The organism is Acinetobacter sp. ACNIH1 (genome assembly GCF_002934695.1).
GTDB classification, from domain to species: domain Bacteria; phylum Pseudomonadota; class Gammaproteobacteria; order Pseudomonadales; family Moraxellaceae; genus Acinetobacter; species Acinetobacter variabilis.
Genome location: NZ_CP026420.1, coordinates 2,588,359 through 2,608,127, shown reverse-complemented (window position 1 = coordinate 2,608,127; position 19,769 = coordinate 2,588,359). Strand labels below are relative to the sequence as shown.

Below are 19,769 nucleotides of genomic sequence, written 5' to 3'. Positions count from 1 at the left end.
AAAAAATGACTCATATTTATAAGAATGGAGTTTTATCTAAATTTTTAAAGTATCTATTGAAAATAAATTCGTTAAGTAATGTTACGGGAGATTAAATAATCCTTAAAAAATCACTAAGATCATAAAAATTCCATTGAATTCATTATTAAAACTTATAAGTTTTCAGTGAGTCGTCTGCCTATATAGATGTGCACCCCTTCAGGTATATTTTTAAAATGAAATCGAATGTATCGCATCATTTAAGTGGTTTATGCCGGCTTGGATTTGTGCTGGGAAGTGTTGCAGGACTGATTGCCTGTGATGATCATCAAAGCAAACCCTTACCTGATACTACGAAAACTTTGGCACAAGATGGCGTAGTCATCTCCGCCGCCAATGAAAGTTATGACACCCGTAATGCTAAATCGCTCACCCAGACTGCAACCTATAATGCATTGCCTGTAGAACCAAATGTCGATCCTAAACCTGTACCGGATTATGCCAAAAGCTATGTCGGGCGTTATCTTACCCAGATTGATTGTGACGGGCGGTTTGCGCCTTGTACGGAAGGGAAGTCGGTATTTATTTTGACTTTATTGCCAGATGGTACAGTGCATCGCAGTATCGTGCATTATGGCAAAGTCTTTGTGAATAATTCCAGACGGGTTCAGACCGAAAGCAATATGACCTATCGTAAGGACCGCTGGACGATTAATCCGGAACAAACTGAACTGATCGTGGACCGTAAAGAAGGAGCAAAGTTCTACTATATGATTAAAAGCCCAACGCATCTGGTCATGAATCTGGAAAAAATTTATGACGAAAAGGAACGGACAAACCAGCAATTATTTGATCAGGGTTATCCTGCGCCTTCTAAAGCGTATGAACTGGTCAAAGATTCTGAATTTAAAATCACTGAATAAAAGCGATAAGGTTTCTAAAGAATTTAAAAACAGCATAAATGAAAATGACGATTTTAAAATTGTCAGGATGAATTGCGCTTAAATAAAAAGAATGAACTGAATAATATAGAAATATTATAAGAATATTGAAAGAAGAAGATAGATATAGAGGGGAGAATGGTGGGCCGTCCGCGACTCGAACGCGGGACCAATGGATTAAAAGTCCACTGCTCTACCAACTGAGCTAACGGCCCATTCGGGTAATCAAAGCTACTTTGATTGAATTTTCTAAAAAGAGATTTTAGAAATGATGGTGGGCCGTCCGCGACTCGAACGCGGGACCAATGGATTAAAAGTCCACTGCTCTACCAACTGAGCTAACGGCCCATCAGGGGATATCAAATTTAATGGTGGGCCGTCCGCGACTCGAACGCGGGACCAATGGATTAAAAGTCCACTGCTCTACCAACTGAGCTAACGGCCCTGAACCAACAATTAAGCAAGACTTAATTGTGCAGTGCAAGAGAAACTAAAAAAGTTCTGAAAGCACCACTTTGTTTGATGGAGCGTATTGTAGCAAGATCTCATTGCAGCGCAAGTAAAAAATAACAAAGTTGCCTATGTTTGATTATAAATACAACAATTCTGCTTTATCTAAACAAAAAATAGGCAACTTCGGCACTTAGAAGCGATATTGATAGGCTTGAATGTTCTCAAAAATTTCTTGAGTCAGCTCACAATACGCATCGCTCCCTGGCAATAAAACCAGCAGGCGTTCATCGGTCTTGTTTGGATCAAAAGCCTGTTCTTTCAGTTTGTTTTTCTGATACTTGAAGGTACCGGTCGTTTCTACTTGCTTTTGAATGCGTAGAAAAACCGGAACTGCATATGTAGGCAGACAACGTTTAAAGGTGCTGACCATATTTTTCAGGTCTTGCTCATTTAGGGTGCTTCCCGATTGCAGGGTAATTGCAGCCATGCCTGCACGGCCATTTGTATTCGGAATTTCTACGCCATAAACCACAGCTTCGATAATTTTGTCATACTCGTTCAGCATGTTTTCGACTTCAGTCGTTGAAACATTTTCACCTTTCCAGCGAAAGGTATCACCGAGACGGTCGACAAACTGAGCATGACGGAAACCGATATTACGCACCAGATCGCCCGTATTGAAGTAGGAATCACCTTTGCTGAACACGTCATGCATGGTGACCGCCTTGTTCTTTTCCGGATCGGTATAGCCATCGAAAGGGGAGCGGCGGGTAATTTTACCAATCAATAAACCGGTTTCACCTTTTTTTACTCGTTTGCAGCGGCCTTTGGCATCACGCACAAGCTCATTTTTATCTTTGTCAAATTCGATAATGGCATAAGGCGTTGGTGAGAAACCGACAGTATTGTCAAAGTTAAAGACATTGCTGAAACCGACATTACCTTCACTGGAGGCATACAGTTCCAGTACTTCCTTGATGCCAAAACGGGATTTGAATTTATCCCAGATGTTCGGGCGCATGCCATTACCAATCATCTTGGTAACGCGATGGCCTTTTTCCAGTTCAGACGGTGGTGCATCCATCAGGTAGCGGCAAAGTTCACCGACATAACCAATCGCAGAAGCATCGAACTTTTTGACATCTTTCCAGAAGGAAGAGGTGGAGAATTTACGGCGGATGGCAAAAGTACTGCTTCCGGCAATCACCCCACACCAGCACACCACAATGCCTGTCGCATGATAAAGCGGCAGGGTGCAGTACATCACATCATCTTTATTCAGGTTCAGAACATGACCATAGGTGCCATAGGCGAGTGTCCAGCGGCTATTGGTAAAGACCACCGCTTTAGGTAAGCCAGTAGTACCTGAAGTATAGATATAGAACAGGCCGTCTTTACCCTGTACCGAATGTGTGGTCGGTGTATTGAATTTAGGGAACTGGTCAATCTGCTCTGCCAGGTTAATAAAACCTTCAGGTGCCTGTCCGGCATTTTCTTGTGTGTTCTGATCGGCAAACCAGTGAAAACGGTCAGCGGCAATATTGAGATCATGACGGATTTCATCAACCGCAGCACGGCACTCTTCACCGACAATGACCGCAATCGGTTTCACCAGATTAATACTATGTGTCAGGACTTTGCCGACCTGAGAAGTATTCACCAGCGCAATCGTGATGCCCAGCTTGGCTAGACCAATCACGCTGGCAATAAACTCCGGACGGTTCTCGACCATCACGGCCACCACATCACCTTTCTGTGCACCGAGAGAGAGGTAGAAATGTGCGATCTGGTTCGCCCAGCCATTTAGGTGAGCATAGGTATAGGACTGATCCTCAAAACGTAATGCAATACCTTCAGGATTACGCTGTGTTGCTTTTTCAAAAGCTAAACCCAGGCCTGCGGGCGTATTGGGAGTACGTAAATAAGCCTGTCGCAGTCCGTTCAGCAGATTAGGGACCTTACTGATGAAGGCAGGGATTTTGGCTGCGACATCTGCAATGCCAATAAGATCGGGTTGGTTCGTCTGGGTCATGGGCGTCCTATTATTTTTCGTATCCAATGCGTTTAATTTATATGCAATAAACGGATGATAGCCATCTTTTAGCGTGTTGAAACTAGAGTAATCAACCTATTCTGACAAAATCTAGCAAAAAAAACCTAGCCACCGAAATGACTAGGTTTTTTAGTCAACTGCAATTGGGTGAATTATGACTCAGTTGCAGTATTGGTTTTTTTCGGTGGACGGCCACGTGGACGACGTGGGCGGGCAGCCGGTTTTTCAGCTTTTGCTACAGTTTCTTCAGCTTTATCGGCTTCCGGAGTTTCAGTAGGCGCAGCTTCGTTTTCTGCTGGAGTTGCTTCAGCTGTAGCCGTTTCAGTGGCTTCTTCAACTGGAGCCTGTTCAGCGTTCGCAGTTTCTACAGGCGCTTCAGCAGCTGGCTCAGGAGTTTGAGTCGCTTCAGTTGTATCAGCACTTTCTACTGCGGCTACCGGAGCTTCAGCAGGTGCAGCTTCAGTATTTTCAGCTTTCGCCTCTTCCGCTGGAGCCGTTGCTTCTGCAGCAGGTTCAGCTGCAGTAGATTCTGCTTCAGCTTGTGCTTGCTGTTTAGCCTGCTGTAATGCTTGCTCGGCAGCCAGTTTAGCGAGACGACGACGCTCACGTGGATCATTCGCCACACGTTTCTCTGAAACCGGTGCAGGCGGAGTTAAATCCAGCACAGGTGCAGGTTCTGCTTCAGGTTGTGCTTTGCTGACTTCTACATCACGAGTTACAGGTTTTTTCTCTGTGGTCGCGGTCGAAACCGTTGCTAAAGTCGCATTATATTCCTGCGTGAACTTTTGCAATGCGCGGTTAAACGTTGGCAACAGACCAAACTGTTCAATCAGGACTGAACAGTCTTCGCCATAAACATGGCGAATCAGACTGCCAATGGTGTATTGGCCAAGTGTTGGCACCTGTGATGGGGTCAATTGCTGAGTTTTCGCCTGTTGGCCGTGTGCAGCACGGCGGCGGTCACGACGACGTTGACGTGGGTCATTGCTGGCACGCTGTTTTGATGATGACTGAGTTTCCGGTGCTTTCTCTGCAGGAGCAGATGCAGTCACTTCAGCCAGGAACTCTTCCGCAGCTGGCGCTTCTACAGGAGCATCGGCAGGGGCAGTCACATCAACAGCAGGTTTTGCGACTGGAGCAGTGTCATTCAATGCCACAATTTCGCTTTTCGCCTCGTCAATATTTACCACCATTGCTGTTGGCATCACTTCTTTACGAGGAGCATCGACCAGTTCTACACGCACTTGCTTTTCATTGACTGCTGGAGCTTCAACGGCAGCAGGTGCTTGAGGTACAGCTTGCTCATTCAGAACACTTGGATCGCGGTGGCGATTTGGACGTTCTGGACGTTGCTGGTTGCGACGGTCACGACGTGGCACGTTTTGCTGTTGCTCATTGCCGTGAGTATCGCTTTGCTGTGCAGACTCGTTGTGGTGCTGACGGCGAGAGTTGCGTTTGTTTTCACGCGCTTCCTGACGAGAAACCTGAACCACTTCTTCATGCATCTGATGTTGTGATACATTATCAGACTGCGCCTGTTCACGTGGCTCTTTGTGCTTGTTGCTACGTGCTTTTTTGTTATGACGCTGTGATTTCTCTTCACGTTCAGTTTTTTCAGACTGATCACGCTCTGGTTTATGTGCCACAGTCGAAGGCGCCAGATAAGCATTGCCGGTAGTTGCCGGTGCTACAACAGCTGCTGGCTGTGCAGATACTGCTGGTGTTACAGGAGCAACCTGGCCGAACTGACCACGACTCACTGCACCGCCATTCACCATCTGTTCGATGGCAGCAGCAGCATTGTTCGCCGTGCGAGACTGATCAACAGTAGTTGCCTGTTTTTGTACGAACAGGTTTTCTAACCATGCACATGGGCTTGCTGCAGGTGCCGCAACTTGGGCAGGTGCCTGTTGTGCAACAGGTGCTTGCTGTACATTTTGCTGGTTCTGGTTATTGCGGCGTTTATTGTTTTTGCCGTTGTTTTGCTGCTGAGCAGGTGCTGGTGCAGCGGTATGCGTATGTTCTTCTTCTAAATGCCACTCAGATGACTCATAACCCAGTTCTTTTTCGCTTGAACGGGTTGCTTCAGTACGCTCATAACTTGTCGGTGCGAAACCTTCAGGGTTATACGAAATTTCGTAGTGGGGTGTTTCCAAGTGTGGATGTGGAAGTACAGTCACACGTGTATTTGAAGTTTGTTCCAGATATACCAGGCTGTGACGTTTTTCATTCAGCATGAATGCTGCAATTTCTACTGGTACTTCAACCTGAACTTCACCATGACGTTCACGTAGCGCGATTTCTTCCACTTTACGCATAATTGAAAGTGAGAGAGAACGTAAGTCACGCACCATACCGGTACCATGACAGCGTGGGCAGACATAACCAGTCGCTTCTTCTAACGATGGGCGCAGACGTTGACGGCTCATTTCCATCAGGCCGAAACGAGACAGTTGGCCGAACTGGATCCGTGCACGGTCACTTTGTGTTGCTTCACGCAGTTTCGCTTCTACCATACGCTGGTTGCGGTCTTTGGTCATGTCGATGAAGTCGATAACAACTAAGCCACCGATATCACGTAAACGTAATTGACGAGCAATTTCTTCAGCAGCTTCAAGGTTGGTATTTAACGCTGTATCTTCAACGTCCTGACCACGAGTTGATTTTGCTGAGTTAATATCGATTGAAACTAAAGCTTCAGTTTGGTCGATCACGATCGAACCGCCTGAAGGCAGTTTCACTTCACGTTCATAAGCAGTCTGGATTTGGCTTTCGATACCGAAATGCGCAAACAAAGGCTCATTCAATGTATAAGTTTTCAGTTTGTCTAACTGAAGCGGCATTACTGCTTTAACAAAGTTATATGCTTCGTTATAGGCTTGCTCAGAATCAATCAGGATTTCTGCTACATCATCACGCAGGTAATCACGGATCGCACGAGTTACCACACCTGCTTCCTGATGGACCAACATAGGCGATGGGCCTGAATTTGCAGTGCTTTGAATTTGTGCCCAAAGGTCTAGCAAATGTTGCAGATCAAGCTGTAGTTCTTCTTGAGAACGGCCAATGCCTGCGGTACGAACAATGACGCTCATACCACGTGGCACATTTAAAGAAGCCAGCATTTCTTTCAGTTCTTCACGTACTGAACCGGAAATCTGACGGCTGATACCGCCACCTTTCGGGTTGTTTGGCATCAGAACCAGATAACGACCAGCTAAAGAGATGAAAGTTGAAAGGGCAGCGCCTTTATTGCCGCGCTCTTCTTTTTCCACCTGAACCAGAAGTTCAGTGCCTTCAGTAATCAGTTCACGGATATTTGAAGTTTGACGAGGATCGGCTTTGTAGTAAGAGTTTGCGATTTCACGCATAGACAGGAAGCCTTGGCGACCTGCGCCGTATTCAACGAATACAGCTTCTAAAGAAGGTTCAACGCGAGTTACGTGACCTTTATAGATATTAGATTTTTTTTGTTCACGGGTACGATTCTCTAAATCGAAATCGTAAAGACGCTGACCAGTGACAAGTGCAACGCGAATTTCTTCGGCATGTGTTGCATTAATCAACATACGTTTCATGGGTGTAACACCTTATAGTGATACACAGCAAAAAATCGCTATTCACGTAGCGAACATCACACATCACGGATCAATGGCCCAGATCTCCAATGAGTTTCATTGTGGTCTGAGTCTTTTATTCCCGGCGTCTAATTGAATATAGATCAGCTTCGGTATTTTGATTCACGTATTGATGATGGCAATACGGCTTCAATCTTTAAACGATTAAAGTCACCTGAACGTTTCACTGGCGGACAAGCGGTGCATTAGATGTGAGTAACTTTCACTGTCACATTGCTCGAAGATCATCCCTTCTTTATAGAAAGTGTCTTGATACGGAATTGTCGTCGTATCTTTACAAACTGTGCAGATCCAATGCATCAAACGCTGTAGCCTGAAGTCGTCTTCAGGGTGCGACTAATCTGATGTGTATCAGTTTACGTTTAAAAACCAACTAGGTTGGCGGCATATTTTTTCAGACAAACTGATTTATGTACCTGAGGTACAATTAAACGCAACAGTTTGCTTTGTTTGCCGATATAATAAGCCTTCGGCGTCGGCATAATTCTTTTGGGACCTTCCCGTATCATGTGAGTCTTTAATTGAATAATCAAGTTCAGAGAAATCTGAAATGCTTCAACTTTTACTCACAAACGATGGTTTCCGTGCGCTGACTATATCAAACCTTGCATCATCTGCCTATGGGCTAAGCTTATGTTTCTTGTGTAAAGCATAACCTAAGTGATCATTTTTTAATCAATTTTAGTATTTTTGGGTCATAGTAACTGTATGAATTCTACACAACAATGGCAAAGCGTCACTTGGTTTGAAGTGGATGAACATCAAGATGGACAGCGAATCGATAATTTCCTGTTCAGTCGTCTGAAAGGGGTGCCTAAAAATCGGATTTATCGTCTGATTCGTGAAGGACAGGTTCGCGTCAATAAAAAACGCATTAAGGCCGAAACCAAACTGGCGATTGGCGACCAGATTCGCCTAGCACCGATTCGTTATGAACAAAAAGATGAGTCAGAAGCGCCGATTTCGGACAAGGTGGCTCAAGGTCTTCTGTCCCGTGTGGTATATGAAGATGAAGGCTTGATGGTCGTCAACAAGCCATCAGGAATTGCCGTGCATGGTGGTAGCGGTGTGGCATATGGTCTGATTGAAGGTTTGCGTGCTGCAACCGGTAAAAAATACCTGGAACTGATTCACCGTATTGACCGTGATACCTCTGGTCTGGTGATGATCTCGAAAAAGCGTAGTACCTTAAAAACGCTACAAGATTTATTACGTGAACATAAGATTAAAAAAACTTATGCCGCTGTCGTGAAAGGACAGGTAACGCTGGATAAGCAACTTATTGATGCACCTTTGCATCGTTATGAACTTTCTAATGGTGAGCGTCGTGTACGTGTCTCTAAGGAAGGCAAAGAGTCTAAAACCCAGTGGAATGTAGCAGAGCGTTTTATGCATGCGACACTGGTGTATGCATCTCCACTTTCTGGTCGTACCCATCAGATTCGTGTGCATGGCTTGAGCATTGGTCATCCGCTGGTAGGCGATGAGAAATATGGTCATGAGACTGAATATCGTGGGCCAAAGCCACGCCGTTTATGTTTGCATGCAATGCGTTTGGAAATTCCAGGTTATCCGACCATTGAAGCGCCTTTGCCTGAAGATATGCAAAGCTTGGTGGCACAACTTCGTGCACAAAAGGCGGATAAAGTTGTACCAATTGCTGAAGATGACGAGTAATTTTTAGCTTTTAAGTTAACCCTCTCCCTGAGCAGCACTGCTGCGCAAGTCTCCTTTCTTGCACGAATTTTAAAAGCAATGCTTTAAAATTCGCTCAGGAGAGGGAACGTTGAGTTCGCATGTGTTAGTGATAAGTCAAAATAGCTAAGAATTTATCTTTATTATTTAGTTACTGTACGTTGTTCAGTAATGAATTCTCCCTCTCCTTTTAGGAGAGGGCTGGGGTGAGGTAAAAGTAAAGCACAGCCGAGTTTTGTAGTTATAAAATCAAATTTCATCGCGTAGGCAGTGTTTTACTTTTGACGGGGGCAAAAGTAACAAAACCCCTTCTGTTGATCTGATGGCATGTCCCTATGCCACAGATCAACGGCGACATCCATGTCGCCATTGGATAGCCAATAGCTGTTGTGATATCACAATAAAAGTTATTTTGTGATAAAACTCTCCCTCCTTTGAAAAAGGAGGGTCGGGGTGGATTAGTACTGAATCAAATACTAGGAACCTTATATGAATTCACCTATAAAACTGGTCATTTTTGATTGGGATGGCACTTTATTTGATTCAGTGGGTCAGATCGTGTCGAGTTTACAGTTTGCTGCGCAACAGTTTCAGCAACCGCTGACTGATGCAGATGCGAAAAGCATTATCGGGCTGGGTTTGCCAGAAGTCGCACAACGGCTATTCCCAAGTGTGCCAGAATTACATGCGGATATTTTGCAGGCCTATTCAGAACACTATGTGGCGAATTCTGTTGAAGATGCCTGGTTTGAGGGCGTAGCTGAGATGCTGTATAGCTTAAAAGATGAAGGGATTAAGCTAGCGGTGGCAACAGGTAAAAGCCGTAAAGGTTTAGACCGGGTACTAAAACAAACGAATAGTCTGGAACTATTCCATGCCACTCGTGCTGCCAGTGAAACCCGTTCTAAACCAGATCCTTTAATGCTGGCTGAAATTCTGACTGAAACTGGTATTAGTGCGCATGAAGCGATTATGGTCGGTGACACTTCTTATGATCTGGAAATGGCGATGAACATTGCCATGCCAAGTGTAGGTGTGGCTTATGGCGTGCATACACCGGAAACCTTGGCGCAGTTTAATCCACTGTCGATTGTGAATGATGTCAGCAGTTTGCATGACTTTTTATTGGCTAAAGTCCAATGGAAAGAAGCCATTTAATTCAGTATCTTAGTCATTATCCAAGATCCAGCATTTTCTGAAATAGAAGATGCGGATCAATGCTGTAGATTTGAACAACTGGTCTTATCTTTTAGTCTAAAGTTGTGATTACAGTGGTTTTGTTCTGTCATGATTGTTGAGCTATTTAGTTGGATATAACTTAATTCATAATTATAAGATTATGTTTTTAATTGATTTTTATAAATTTAATTTATAGATAATAGCTATTGCAAAAAATAAAATAACTATTGGCATTCACGTCGTATTTTTCTCATCCTAAAACTGTTTATTCATATGCCCATACTAGGCGCAATTGTTTATTGGAATGATCGAAATGATCAGACCAGAACATTTTGCCTGTCTTAGTTCTCGGCATAAGCCTCATTTTTGCAGTTTAAGGAAACATTGATGTCGAATTCTGCTGTTGTTGAATCAGTTGCACAAGCATTACGTACTGCTAACCTCTCAAAAACTGCGATCGCACCGATTCGCCCGGAACTTGGTGGTGAAAGTGCTGACGTAGATATTGCCTATGCCGTTCAGGAAGTAAATACCGAGCGTGCTCTGGCGGAAGGTCGCCGTCTGGTAGGTCGTAAAATTGGTTTGACATCGAAAGTGGTTCAAGCACAGCTTGGCGTAGATCAGCCTGACTTCGGTATGCTGTTTGCCGACATGGCCTATGGCGATGGTGAAGCAATCTCTGTAGGTTTGCTGATTCAACCGAAAGTTGAAGCTGAAATCGCATTGGTCATCAAAGAAGATCTGACTAAAGCAAAACACACCTATGCAGACATCATTAGTGCAACTGACTATGCACTTCCTGCTGTAGAAGTGGTCGATAGCCGTATCGAAAACTGGAAAATCAGCCTGATCGATACTGTGGCTGATAACGCATCTTCTGCTGCATTCGTTCTGGGCTCTAAGCCTGTCAAACTGGAAAACCTTGATCTTGTGAACTGCAAGATGGTCATGACACGTGGCGACGAAGTGGTTTCTCAAGGCGTGGGTAAAGCATGTCTGGCAAATCCATTAAATGCTGCGGTATGGCTGGCAGACGAAATGGTACGCCGTGGCCGTCCATTATTAAAAGGCGACATTATTTTGACTGGTGCTTTAGGTCCAATGGTCGTGGCTCAGCCGGGCGATGAATTCAAAGTTGAAATTGAAGGCTTTGGTTCAGTAACAGCTGCTTTTGCTGCTGAATAAGGGAATACAAGAGAGTACATTCATGAAAAAGATTAAATGTGCATTGATCGGTCCAGGTAACATTGGTACTGACTTGCTTTATAAACTGCAACGCAGCGAATGGTTAGAACCAGTATGGATGGTGGGGAACGACCCGACTTCTGGAGGTCTGGCACGTGCAGCGAAAATGGGTTTAAAAACTACGGCTGAAGGTGTAGACGGTCTGCTTCCTCATGTTGTTGAAGACGATATCAAAATTGCATTTGATGCAACTTCTGCTTATGTACATGCTGAAAACAGCCGTAAGCTGAACGAGCTTGGCGTGTTAATGATTGACTTGACTCCTGCTGCAATCGGCCCTTACTGTGTACCACCAGTAAACCTTGAAGCTTTACTTGAACAAGGTGAAGTACCAAACGTAAACATGGTAACTTGTGGTGGTCAGACTACTATTCCTATGGTTGCAGCGATTTCTCGCGTTCAGCCTGTGAACTATGGTGAAATCATCGCGACTGTATCTACTAAATCAGTAGGTCCAGGTACACGTAAAAACATCGACGAATTCACGCGTACTACTGCTGGTGCGATTGAAAAAGTGGGTGGTGCAAAACAAGGTAAAGCGATCATCATCATTAACCCTGCTGAGCCACCACTGATGATGCGCGACACTGTTCACTGTCTAGTTGAAGGTGAACCAGATCAAGCGGCAATCACTGAATCTGTACACGCGATGATCAAAGAAGTTCAGAAATACGTACCAAGTTACAAACTGGTGAATGGTCCAGTATTTGATGGCAACCGCGTATCGATCTTCCTTGAAGTTGAAGGTCTGGGGGACTTCCTGCCTAAATATGCAGGTAACCTCGACATTATGACTGCAGCAGCTGCACGTACCGCAGAAATGTTCGCAGAACGTGTTTTAAATACAGTTGAAGCTTAAGGAGCACCTTCATGTCTAAGATTATTATTAATGATATGACTTTACGTGATGGTATGCATCCAATGCGCCATCAAACTACACCTGAGCAAATGGTTGCGATTGCAACTGCTTTGGATGGTGCAGGTGTACCTTTAATCGAAGTCACACACGGTGACGGCCTTGGCGGTAACTCTGTAAACTACGGTTTCGCAGCTGCAACTGATGAAGAATACCTGAAAGCAGTGATTCCAAACCTGAAACAGGCGAAAGTATCTGCGCTGTTACTTCCTGGTATTGGTACTGTTGATCACCTGAAAATGGCGCATGATGTAGGTGTAGCAACTATCCGTGTTGCAACTCACTCTACTGAAGCAGACGTGTCTGAACAGCACATTACGGTTGCTCGTAAACTGGGTATGGACACTGTGGGCTTCCTGATGATGGCGCACATGGCTTCTCCAGAAAAACTTCTTGAAGAAGCGCAAAAAATGGTGTCATACGGTGCCAACTGTATCTATGTGACTGACTCTGCGGGTTACATGCTTCCGCAAGACGTGACTGACCGTGTAGGTATCTTACGTGCTAACCTGGGTTCAGACATCGAAATTGGTTTCCACGGTCACCATAACCTAGGTATGGGTGTTGCCAACTCTGTTTCTGCTGTACAAGCAGGTGCAACACGTGTTGACTTGGCATCAGCTGGTCTAGGTGCTGATGCGGGTAATACTCCACTTGAACTGTTTGTTGCGGTTGCAAACCGTATGCAAATGGAAACTGGTGTTGACCTGTTTAAAGTACAAGACGTTGCAGAAGATCTGATCATTCCAATGATGACTCATCAGATCCGTGCTGACCGTGATGCTGCAACTTTAGGTTATGCGGGTGTTTATTCTTCATTCCTGCTGTTCGCTAAACGTGCTGAAGCAAAATATGGCGTATCTGCTCGTGAAATTCTGCTTGAGCTTGGTCGTCGTGGTACCGTTGGTGGTCAGGAAGATATGATTGAAGATTTGGCATTGACTATGTCTAAAGCGAAAGAGCTTCAAGCTTAATAGTTAAAAGCTAAATTTTAAAAAAAGCGTCCGAAAGGGCGCTTTTTTATTTATTGGAATAAAATGAATAAGATATTAAAACGATGGAATAAGATATTTTAATTATTACTATTTATTTTAAGAAAATAATCACGCACATTTCCTTAAACATAAAAACGATAAATAAAAAGTTATTTTTAAATAATAGACATCTTGCGAAAGTATCGTTTTACCTAATTTTTGAATTGGCTAAAACCTTATAAAATGTAGCTTTGGGCTGTTTAAATTTTGACTAACGCAAGAAGTCTAATAAAAAAATAATAGCTGTTTATATAATAGAAAACATGGATTTATATTGATTATCTGGTTAATTTTTTATTTTAGCTAATTGTTGATAAATATAAGTCTTTTTCAAATTTCAGCATACTTATTCTATCTATAGAGATTAATAGAAAAATTTTAATACTGTAGTCGGATTTTTAAAAAAACTAGAGTTGAGCATGATAGCGGCATAGCTTAATTTGATTACTAGGAATAAGCCATGCGTCGTCAAAACTTATGGATAGCAATGCTTGCTGCAACAGCAAGTTTAGGAACAACTGCAGCGAATGCAGATTTTATTGACGATAGTAATGTCCAGCTTAAATTTAAAAACTTTTATCTAGATCGTCAGTATCAAGATGATTTTTCTTCACGTAATTGGGGTTCTTGGTCTCAAGGCGTGACTTTGGATGCCAAATCAGGCTATCACGATATCGGTGGTGGGATGCAGGTTGGTGCAGATGTTCTGGTTCAACATGCAGTTAAACTTAAAGGCCGTGATCAAAATCCGGATTGGGTGTTACCTCACGATGGCAAAGAATCTAAAGATCATTTTGGTAAAGTTGGCGCAACCTTAAAAGCTAAAGTGTCTGAGACTGAGCTGAAAGTGGGTGAGTTATTGCCTGTATCTCCAGTACTGGTATTTGATCCATCCCGTCAGCTCATCACTACTTATAGCGGTGCATGGTTAGAATCTAAAGAGATTAAAGATACCACACTGACTATGGCGTATGTCGACAAGATTAACAACCGTTATGACAATCAATTTCGTGACTTAACATTGTTTGCGCCTGCGAAAGGTAAAAATTATTACGATAATGGTGAAGCATCTGGTGGTATGTGGATTGCCGGTGTAGATCATCAGTTCACGCCTCAAATTGGTGGTAGCTACTGGTATGCAGATGTTCAGGATATCTACCAACAGCATTACTTGGGTGTGAATTACAAAACTGCGCTAGGCGAAAAAACCAAATTAGATAGCCATGTGCATTATTTTGATAACTCGGAGTCAGGTGACAAACTGTATGGTGAGATTGATAATCAGGCACTGTCAGTAGGGGCAAAAGTTAATCATGGTGCGCATACTGTAGGTCTGGGTTATCAACAAATGTTTGGTGATACTGCATTTCCAACACTTGGCGGCTGGGTGCCACAGCCTTATCTGGTGAACTGGGGCGTTGCAACCTTTACTGCACCAGAAGAAAAGTCATGGAATGTTTCTTATGGCTATGACTTCTCTGAAATGGGTGCCAAAGGCTTAAACGCAACTGCAGTTTATTTCAAAGGTTATGATGCTAAATCAGGTGATCAAAACTTTAATACTGATGAGCTAAATCTGATTGCGAATTACACTGTTCCAGAGGGTAAGTTAAAAGGTTTAGGCATCCAAGCGATGTATATTGATGTAAATTTTGCAAATCCTACTAAACCAGATCTTCAGGAATACCGCGTAGCGACAACTTATACTCATAAATTCTAATTTAAGCGCATTTTAAGAGCAGTCAGTATTCTGGCTGCTTTTTTTGAGTTGAGAATCTAGTCAAAACCTTAAATTAAACAGTGTTTTAAATTTAAAATAATTAGTTAAAACAAATACTTAAATAATATATTTTTTGTAGTATGCAAGCGTAATTTTATATCAGTTGAAGACAGTAGAGCGGTTAATATAAGACTGTAAAAAGATCATTTTTAATGAGTCAACTTGACGTCGAGTTCTCGTCATCGAGGAACACGCAAGCAAGAAACTGTAAGAGGAATCATGATGAGCACTGTTCAAATCCCTGATTATAAAACAGATCCTTTCTTCGGCTTAGAAGACAAATGGATTGAAACTGCAGAAGGTGAGTTGACTCACTACCATGAAATTGGTGAGGGTACGCCTATTCTGTTCCTGCACGGTTCAGGTACGGGTGTGTCTGCTGCTGCAAACTGGTGGTTAAACCTGCCTTCAATTGGTGAACAAGCACGTTGTATCGCAATCGATACCATTGGTTATGGTCAAACTGTGGTTGCACCAGGTACTGCTTATGGTATTCGTGCATGGGTGGATCATGCCGTACGTACTCTAGATGCTTTAGGTATCGAAAAAACCTGGTTAGTGGGTAACTCTCTGGGTGGCTGGTTGGCATTCCAGATGGCACTTGATTATTCTGAACGTGTTCTAGGTATCGTATCTATGGGTACTGGCGGTGCAAAACAGACTGCTGCGCTGAAAGCACACGCAAACCCTGTTCTGACTGAAGAGGGTATCAAGAAAACCCTGTCTATGTTCGTGGTGAACAAAGACCTGATCACTGACGAACTGGTTAAAGTACGTTTTGCTTCTGCTGCAAATGACTATGCATCAAACCGTTTGATGGATGTAGTGGGCGCACGTGACCGTGACCGTTTCGAATTCCCGTTAGACTTCGAAAAAATGAAAGACATCACTGTACCTGTATTATTGATTCATGGTACTCAAGACGTGGTGATTCCGGTTTCTCGTACTTGGGATATCCTGAACATCGTGCCAAATGCTGATGCACACATCTTCAGTCAATGTGGTCATTGGTCTCAAGTTGAAAAATCAGATGAGTTCAACACTGTGATCAAAAACTACCTGGCTGTACACGGCGTAAAATAAGTCGTACTCAGTTTAAAAAAGGATGGCTTCGTTCATCCTTTTTTCTTTCTAAAATATTAGATTTACAGCTGCCAAATGAACACCATTTCATTCAGTGAATTTTTTAAACATTTTTAATGCTTTTTAGCTATTAATCAGAATTTCAAAAATTAAAATGGGCCTTAGACTTCTTATTAGACTTAAGTTGTAAAAGAAGCCTAATTTGAGCAAAAATTAAACCTAATAAGCCATGGTCGGAGATGTTGGAAGCCAAGCTAGATGTGGTCTGTTATAGGAAAAATGAATATAAAATGAAATTTTGATTAGAAAAAATAAAAACAAAAAAGCACACGTATTCTCAGAGGAAATTACGTGTGCTGCTATAAGAATAGAAAATTAATGTGGTTCGTCGCGGTTAATGTCTAGGTAGAATACGCGAGTCAGAAGTTCCAGGAACTTCTTCACTGCGACTGAATTAGTATCCTTGCGATAGCTAACATACAGATTTAAAAAGGGAAGTTCTACATCCAGCGGGCGGATCACGGTATTGTTCATGGTCAATGGTGCGATATAGCCTGGCAGGATGGTACAGCCCAAGCCCATACCAATCGAGTTGATATTGAACAGAATATTATCCGCCTTTTGGACAACATTAAATTCAATTCCGTTGGCTTTGGCAAAATCCAGAATAGTATGATGCAGGGTCTGTGACTGTTCTGCAGATGGAATAATAAAATCTATACCATTCAGTAATTTAACTGGAATTCGATCGTATTTTGCTAAAGGATGATCTTTTGGCAAAATGAAGATCAATGGCTCATGAATCACAAACTGGCTTTCGATTTCATCGCTATGGAAATTGTGACGGGTAAAGGTCAGATCCAGTTCGCCTTTCTTCAATAATCGCATTTGCTCATTATTATTCAGACTAAGCAATTCAATTTTTAAATCAGGGTTTTGCACGCGCAGATTTGGCAGGATATACGGGAAGATTTTCATCTCTGCGACAGGGACGAAACCGATGCGCAGCATTTGCTGCTTGGCTTGTGAGACCTGACGCGCCATGGCAATCGCCTTGTCGGCTTGTGCCAGCGTTAGGCGGGCCTGTTCAAGGAATACAGCACCTTCTTCGGTCAGTTCGACTTTACGCTTGGTACGGTGTAGCAGTTTGACACCGACATCCTCTTCCAAATCTTTGATTTGCTGACTAAGTGATGGCTGAGCCGTGTAAAGTTTGAGTGCTGCCTTACTGAAGTTGAGTTCTTCAGCCACAGTAATGAAGTAGCGGAGGTGTCGTAATTCCATATCATCAGTCCGTCGAGTAATCCAAAAAATGTCTTACTATAATTTCAGAAGAGTATAATCTATAAGCAACTATGTCGTGAAGATTATTTTGTCATTTAGAAAGTAAATGCCTTGGAGGGATTGATTAGTGTTTTAATATAAAAATACACGCCTAGAATAATTGCTTAAAACTATTAATCAAAACAAAAAAAATATTTCCGCAAATTCACTCAAAAATCCATCATCGTTGAAAAGTTGAGTCTATTACTTTGTGCCATATCTGGTCACAGGAGAGCTTTTCATGAGTGGAAAAATTGATGTGCGCGAAATCGACGCTTTAGTCGATGCACAAAATGGACGTATCACGCCATCTATCTATACAGATCCTGACATTTACGAATTAGAACTTGAACGTGTCTTCGGTCGTACCTGGTTATTCCTTTGCCATGAAAGTCAAATTCCTAAGGCTGGCGATTTCTTCAATACCTACATGGGTGAAGATCCAATCATCGTGGCACGCCAAAAAGACGGCTCAATCAAAGCATTCTTAAACCAATGCCGTCACCGTTCTATGCGCGTAAGCTTCGCAGACTGTGGTAACACACGTGCGTTCACTTGCCCATACCACGGCTGGTCATACGGTATTGACGGTTCTCTAAAAGACATCCCGCTTGAAGAGCGTGCTTACCCACATGGTGCATGTAAAGAGCAATGGGGTCTGGTTGAAGTTAATCGTGTGAAGTCTTACAAAGGCTTGGTATTCGCTTGTTGGGATGAAACCACACCTGACCTAGAAGAATACATGGGCGATATCGCTTGGTACCTGGACGGTGTTGTAGATCGTCGTGAAGGCGGTACTGTGATCGTGGGTGGTGTACACAAATGGGAAATCGACTGTAACTGGAAATTTGCAGCCGAACAGTTCGCATCTGACCAATACCACGCGTTGTTCTCTCACGCATCTGCAATTCAGGTGCTGGGTGCAAAACCAGACGATGAATCTTCTAAGAAATTAGGTGCTGCACAAACTGCTCGTCCAGTTTGGGAAACTGCGAAAGACGCGATCCAATACGGTTCACGCGGTCACGGTTCAGGCTTCTTCTTCACAGAGAAACCAGATGCAAACGTATGGGTGGACGGTGAAGTAGCGAACTACTTCCGTGAAACTTACGAAGAAGTGAAAGAACGCCTAGGTGAAACTCGTGCGCTTCGTTTAGCGGGTCACAACACCATGTTCCCTACATTGTCTTGGTTGAACGGTACTGCAACGCTTCGTGTATGGCACCCACGTGGTCCAAACAAAACTGAAGTTTGGGCATTCTGTATCTGTGATGCGGACGCACCAGAAGATGTACAAGCAGCATTTGAACGTTCTGCAACGCGTGCCTTTGGTCCAGCCGGTTTCCTGGAGCAAGATGACTCTGAAAACTGGATTGAGATCCAAAAAGTTTTACGTGGTTATAAAGCGCGTCAAAACAAACTCATTATGGAAATGGGTAAAGGCAACGAGAAAGTACGTGAAGATGGTATCCCGGGTATCACGAACTATATTTTCTCTGAAACTGCAGCACGTGGTATGTACCGCCGCTGGGCAGATTTATTGATTCATGAAAAATGGGAAGACGTTGAAGCTGCGGCTGACGAATATGAGAAGGAGCTTATGAAATGAGTCAAATCAGTTTAGAACTTCATCACCAAATTAGTCAGTTCCTATATCAAGAAGCCAAGCTTCTTGATGACTGGAAATTCCGCGAATGGTTAGACACGCTAGCTGAAGATATCTCTTACACGCTACGTACTACACCAAACGCTCAAACGCGTGACCGTCGTCGTTCAGTTGAACCACCTACTACCTGGGTATTCAACGATACGAAAGATCTTCTGGAACGTCGTGTTGCACGTCTGGAAACTGGTATGGCTTGGGCTGAAGAGCCTCCATCACGTACCACTCACATGGTGAGCAACGTGATTGTTGAGTCGACTGAGGTTGAAGGCGAATACGACGTGTACGTGACATATTTATTGTACCGTACGCAAAAAGAGAAAGACGTGGTTATCTACTGTGGTAAACGTCATGACAAGATCCGTAAAGTTGAAGGTGGCCTAGGCTTCCAGATTTTCAACCGTAAGATCATGCTTGACCAAGTTACCTATAACTCACATAACCTGAGTGTGTTCTTCTAATGAATAAGATTTTTGTTTGCCAAGTTGACGAATTAGACGAAGGCGAAGCATTAAAAGTGGATTGTGGCGTAAACGGTATCGATGCGCTGGCTGTATTTAACAATGGCGGTGAATTCTTCGCTATGAACGATAAATGCAGTCATGGTAATGCTTCTATGTCTGAAGGTTACCTTGAAGATGACGGTACTGTGGAATGTCCATTACATTCAGCTCGTTTCTGTTTGAAAACCGGTCAGGCACTTTGCTTACCAGCAACTGACCCAATTCAAACATTCCCAGTTGTACTTGAAGATGGTGCGTTATACGTAGAGATGGCAGGAGAGTAA

General features: G+C 43.3%; 14 protein-coding genes and 3 tRNA genes. 11 read left to right on the top strand and 6 right to left on the bottom strand.

Annotated features, from left to right (window positions below; all coding sequences use genetic code 11):
• The first annotated feature begins 215 nt into the window (after positions 1-215).
• Entirely contained in the window at positions 216-902 is a 687-nt protein-coding gene (locus C3F22_RS12735) for a hypothetical protein (RefSeq protein WP_034169836.1), read from the top strand.
• Between the two features lie 157 nt (positions 903-1,059).
• Here the strand turns inward: C3F22_RS12735 and C3F22_RS12730 are convergent.
• From C3F22_RS12730 to C3F22_RS12710, 5 genes are all read right to left on the bottom strand, one after another.
• Positions 1,060-1,135: transfer RNA gene (locus tag C3F22_RS12730), tRNA-Lys, on the bottom strand.
• Positions 1,136-1,192: 57 nt separating this feature from the next.
• Positions 1,193-1,268: transfer RNA gene (locus C3F22_RS12725), tRNA-Lys, on the bottom strand.
• Between the two features lie 21 nt (positions 1,269-1,289).
• Positions 1,290-1,365 (bottom strand) — tRNA-Lys (locus C3F22_RS12720).
• A 198-nt stretch (positions 1,366-1,563) separates the two neighbouring features.
• Positions 1,564-3,405 carry a long-chain-acyl-CoA synthetase gene (locus C3F22_RS12715; RefSeq protein ID WP_104426650.1) on the bottom strand — a complete coding sequence of 614 codons (1,842 nt, stop codon included), beginning with the start codon at positions 3,403-3,405 and terminating at the stop codon, positions 1,564-1,566.
• A 173-nt stretch (positions 3,406-3,578) separates the two neighbouring features.
• Positions 3,579-7,004 (bottom strand): Rne/Rng family ribonuclease, encoded by a 3,426-nt coding sequence (locus C3F22_RS12710; RefSeq protein WP_104426649.1) that lies wholly within the window; start codon positions 7,002-7,004, stop codon positions 3,579-3,581.
• Between the two features lie 768 nt (positions 7,005-7,772).
• Here C3F22_RS12710 and C3F22_RS12700 point away from each other — a divergent pair.
• The 7 genes from C3F22_RS12700 to C3F22_RS12670 all read left to right on the top strand — a co-directional run bounded on the left by C3F22_RS12700 (position 7,773) and on the right by C3F22_RS12670 (position 15,996).
• Positions 7,773-8,741, top strand: a complete 969-nt coding sequence (locus C3F22_RS12700; RefSeq protein WP_104426648.1) for an RluA family pseudouridine synthase — start codon at positions 7,773-7,775, stop codon at positions 8,739-8,741.
• A 507-nt stretch (positions 8,742-9,248) separates the two neighbouring features.
• A complete protein-coding gene (locus C3F22_RS12695; RefSeq protein ID WP_104426647.1) occupies positions 9,249-9,917 on the top strand; it encodes an HAD-IA family hydrolase in 669 nt (222 codons plus the stop codon).
• Positions 9,918-10,325: 408 nt separating this feature from the next.
• A complete protein-coding gene (locus tag C3F22_RS12690; protein WP_104426646.1) occupies positions 10,326-11,123 on the top strand; it encodes a 2-keto-4-pentenoate hydratase in 798 nt (265 codons plus the stop codon).
• 22 nt (positions 11,124-11,145) lie between these two features.
• Positions 11,146-12,042 (top strand): acetaldehyde dehydrogenase (acetylating), encoded by an 897-nt coding sequence (locus tag C3F22_RS12685; RefSeq protein WP_104426645.1) that lies wholly within the window; start codon positions 11,146-11,148, stop codon positions 12,040-12,042.
• An 11-nt stretch (positions 12,043-12,053) separates the two neighbouring features.
• A complete protein-coding gene (dmpG, locus tag C3F22_RS12680) occupies positions 12,054-13,073 on the top strand; it encodes a 4-hydroxy-2-oxovalerate aldolase (RefSeq protein ID WP_104426644.1) in 1,020 nt (339 codons plus the stop codon).
• 520 nt (positions 13,074-13,593) lie between these two features.
• Positions 13,594-14,853: an OprD family outer membrane porin gene (locus C3F22_RS12675; RefSeq protein ID WP_104426643.1), complete on the top strand. Its 1,260-nt coding sequence runs from the start codon at positions 13,594-13,596 to the stop codon at positions 14,851-14,853.
• A 282-nt stretch (positions 14,854-15,135) separates the two neighbouring features.
• The gene (locus C3F22_RS12670) at positions 15,136-15,996 is read left to right on the top strand and encodes an alpha/beta fold hydrolase (protein ID WP_005232398.1); all 861 of its coding nucleotides are present in this window, start codon (positions 15,136-15,138) and stop codon (positions 15,994-15,996) included.
• A 375-nt stretch (positions 15,997-16,371) separates the two neighbouring features.
• Here the strand turns inward: C3F22_RS12670 and hcaR are convergent, their stop codons facing one another.
• Complete coding sequence (gene hcaR / locus C3F22_RS12665; protein ID WP_005232397.1) at positions 16,372-17,280, bottom strand: DNA-binding transcriptional regulator HcaR; 909 nt, start codon at positions 17,278-17,280, stop codon at positions 16,372-16,374.
• 280 nt (positions 17,281-17,560) lie between these two features.
• Here hcaR and hcaE point away from each other — a divergent pair, with 280 nt between their 5' ends.
• The 3 genes from hcaE to hcaC are packed head-to-tail and all read left to right on the top strand — an operon-like array spanning position 17,561 to position 19,769.
• Positions 17,561-18,928, top strand: a complete 1,368-nt coding sequence (hcaE, locus tag C3F22_RS12660; protein ID WP_005232396.1) for a 3-phenylpropionate/cinnamic acid dioxygenase subunit alpha — start codon at positions 17,561-17,563, stop codon at positions 18,926-18,928.
• Entirely contained in the window at positions 18,925-19,443 is a 519-nt protein-coding gene (gene hcaF, locus C3F22_RS12655; protein ID WP_005232395.1) for a 3-phenylpropionate/cinnamic acid dioxygenase subunit beta, read from the top strand. Before hcaE ends, hcaF begins: the two co-directional genes overlap by 4 nt.
• Entirely contained in the window at positions 19,443-19,769 is a 327-nt protein-coding gene (gene hcaC / locus C3F22_RS12650; RefSeq protein ID WP_005232394.1) for a 3-phenylpropionate/cinnamic acid dioxygenase ferredoxin subunit, read from the top strand. Before hcaF ends, hcaC begins: the two co-directional genes overlap by 1 nt.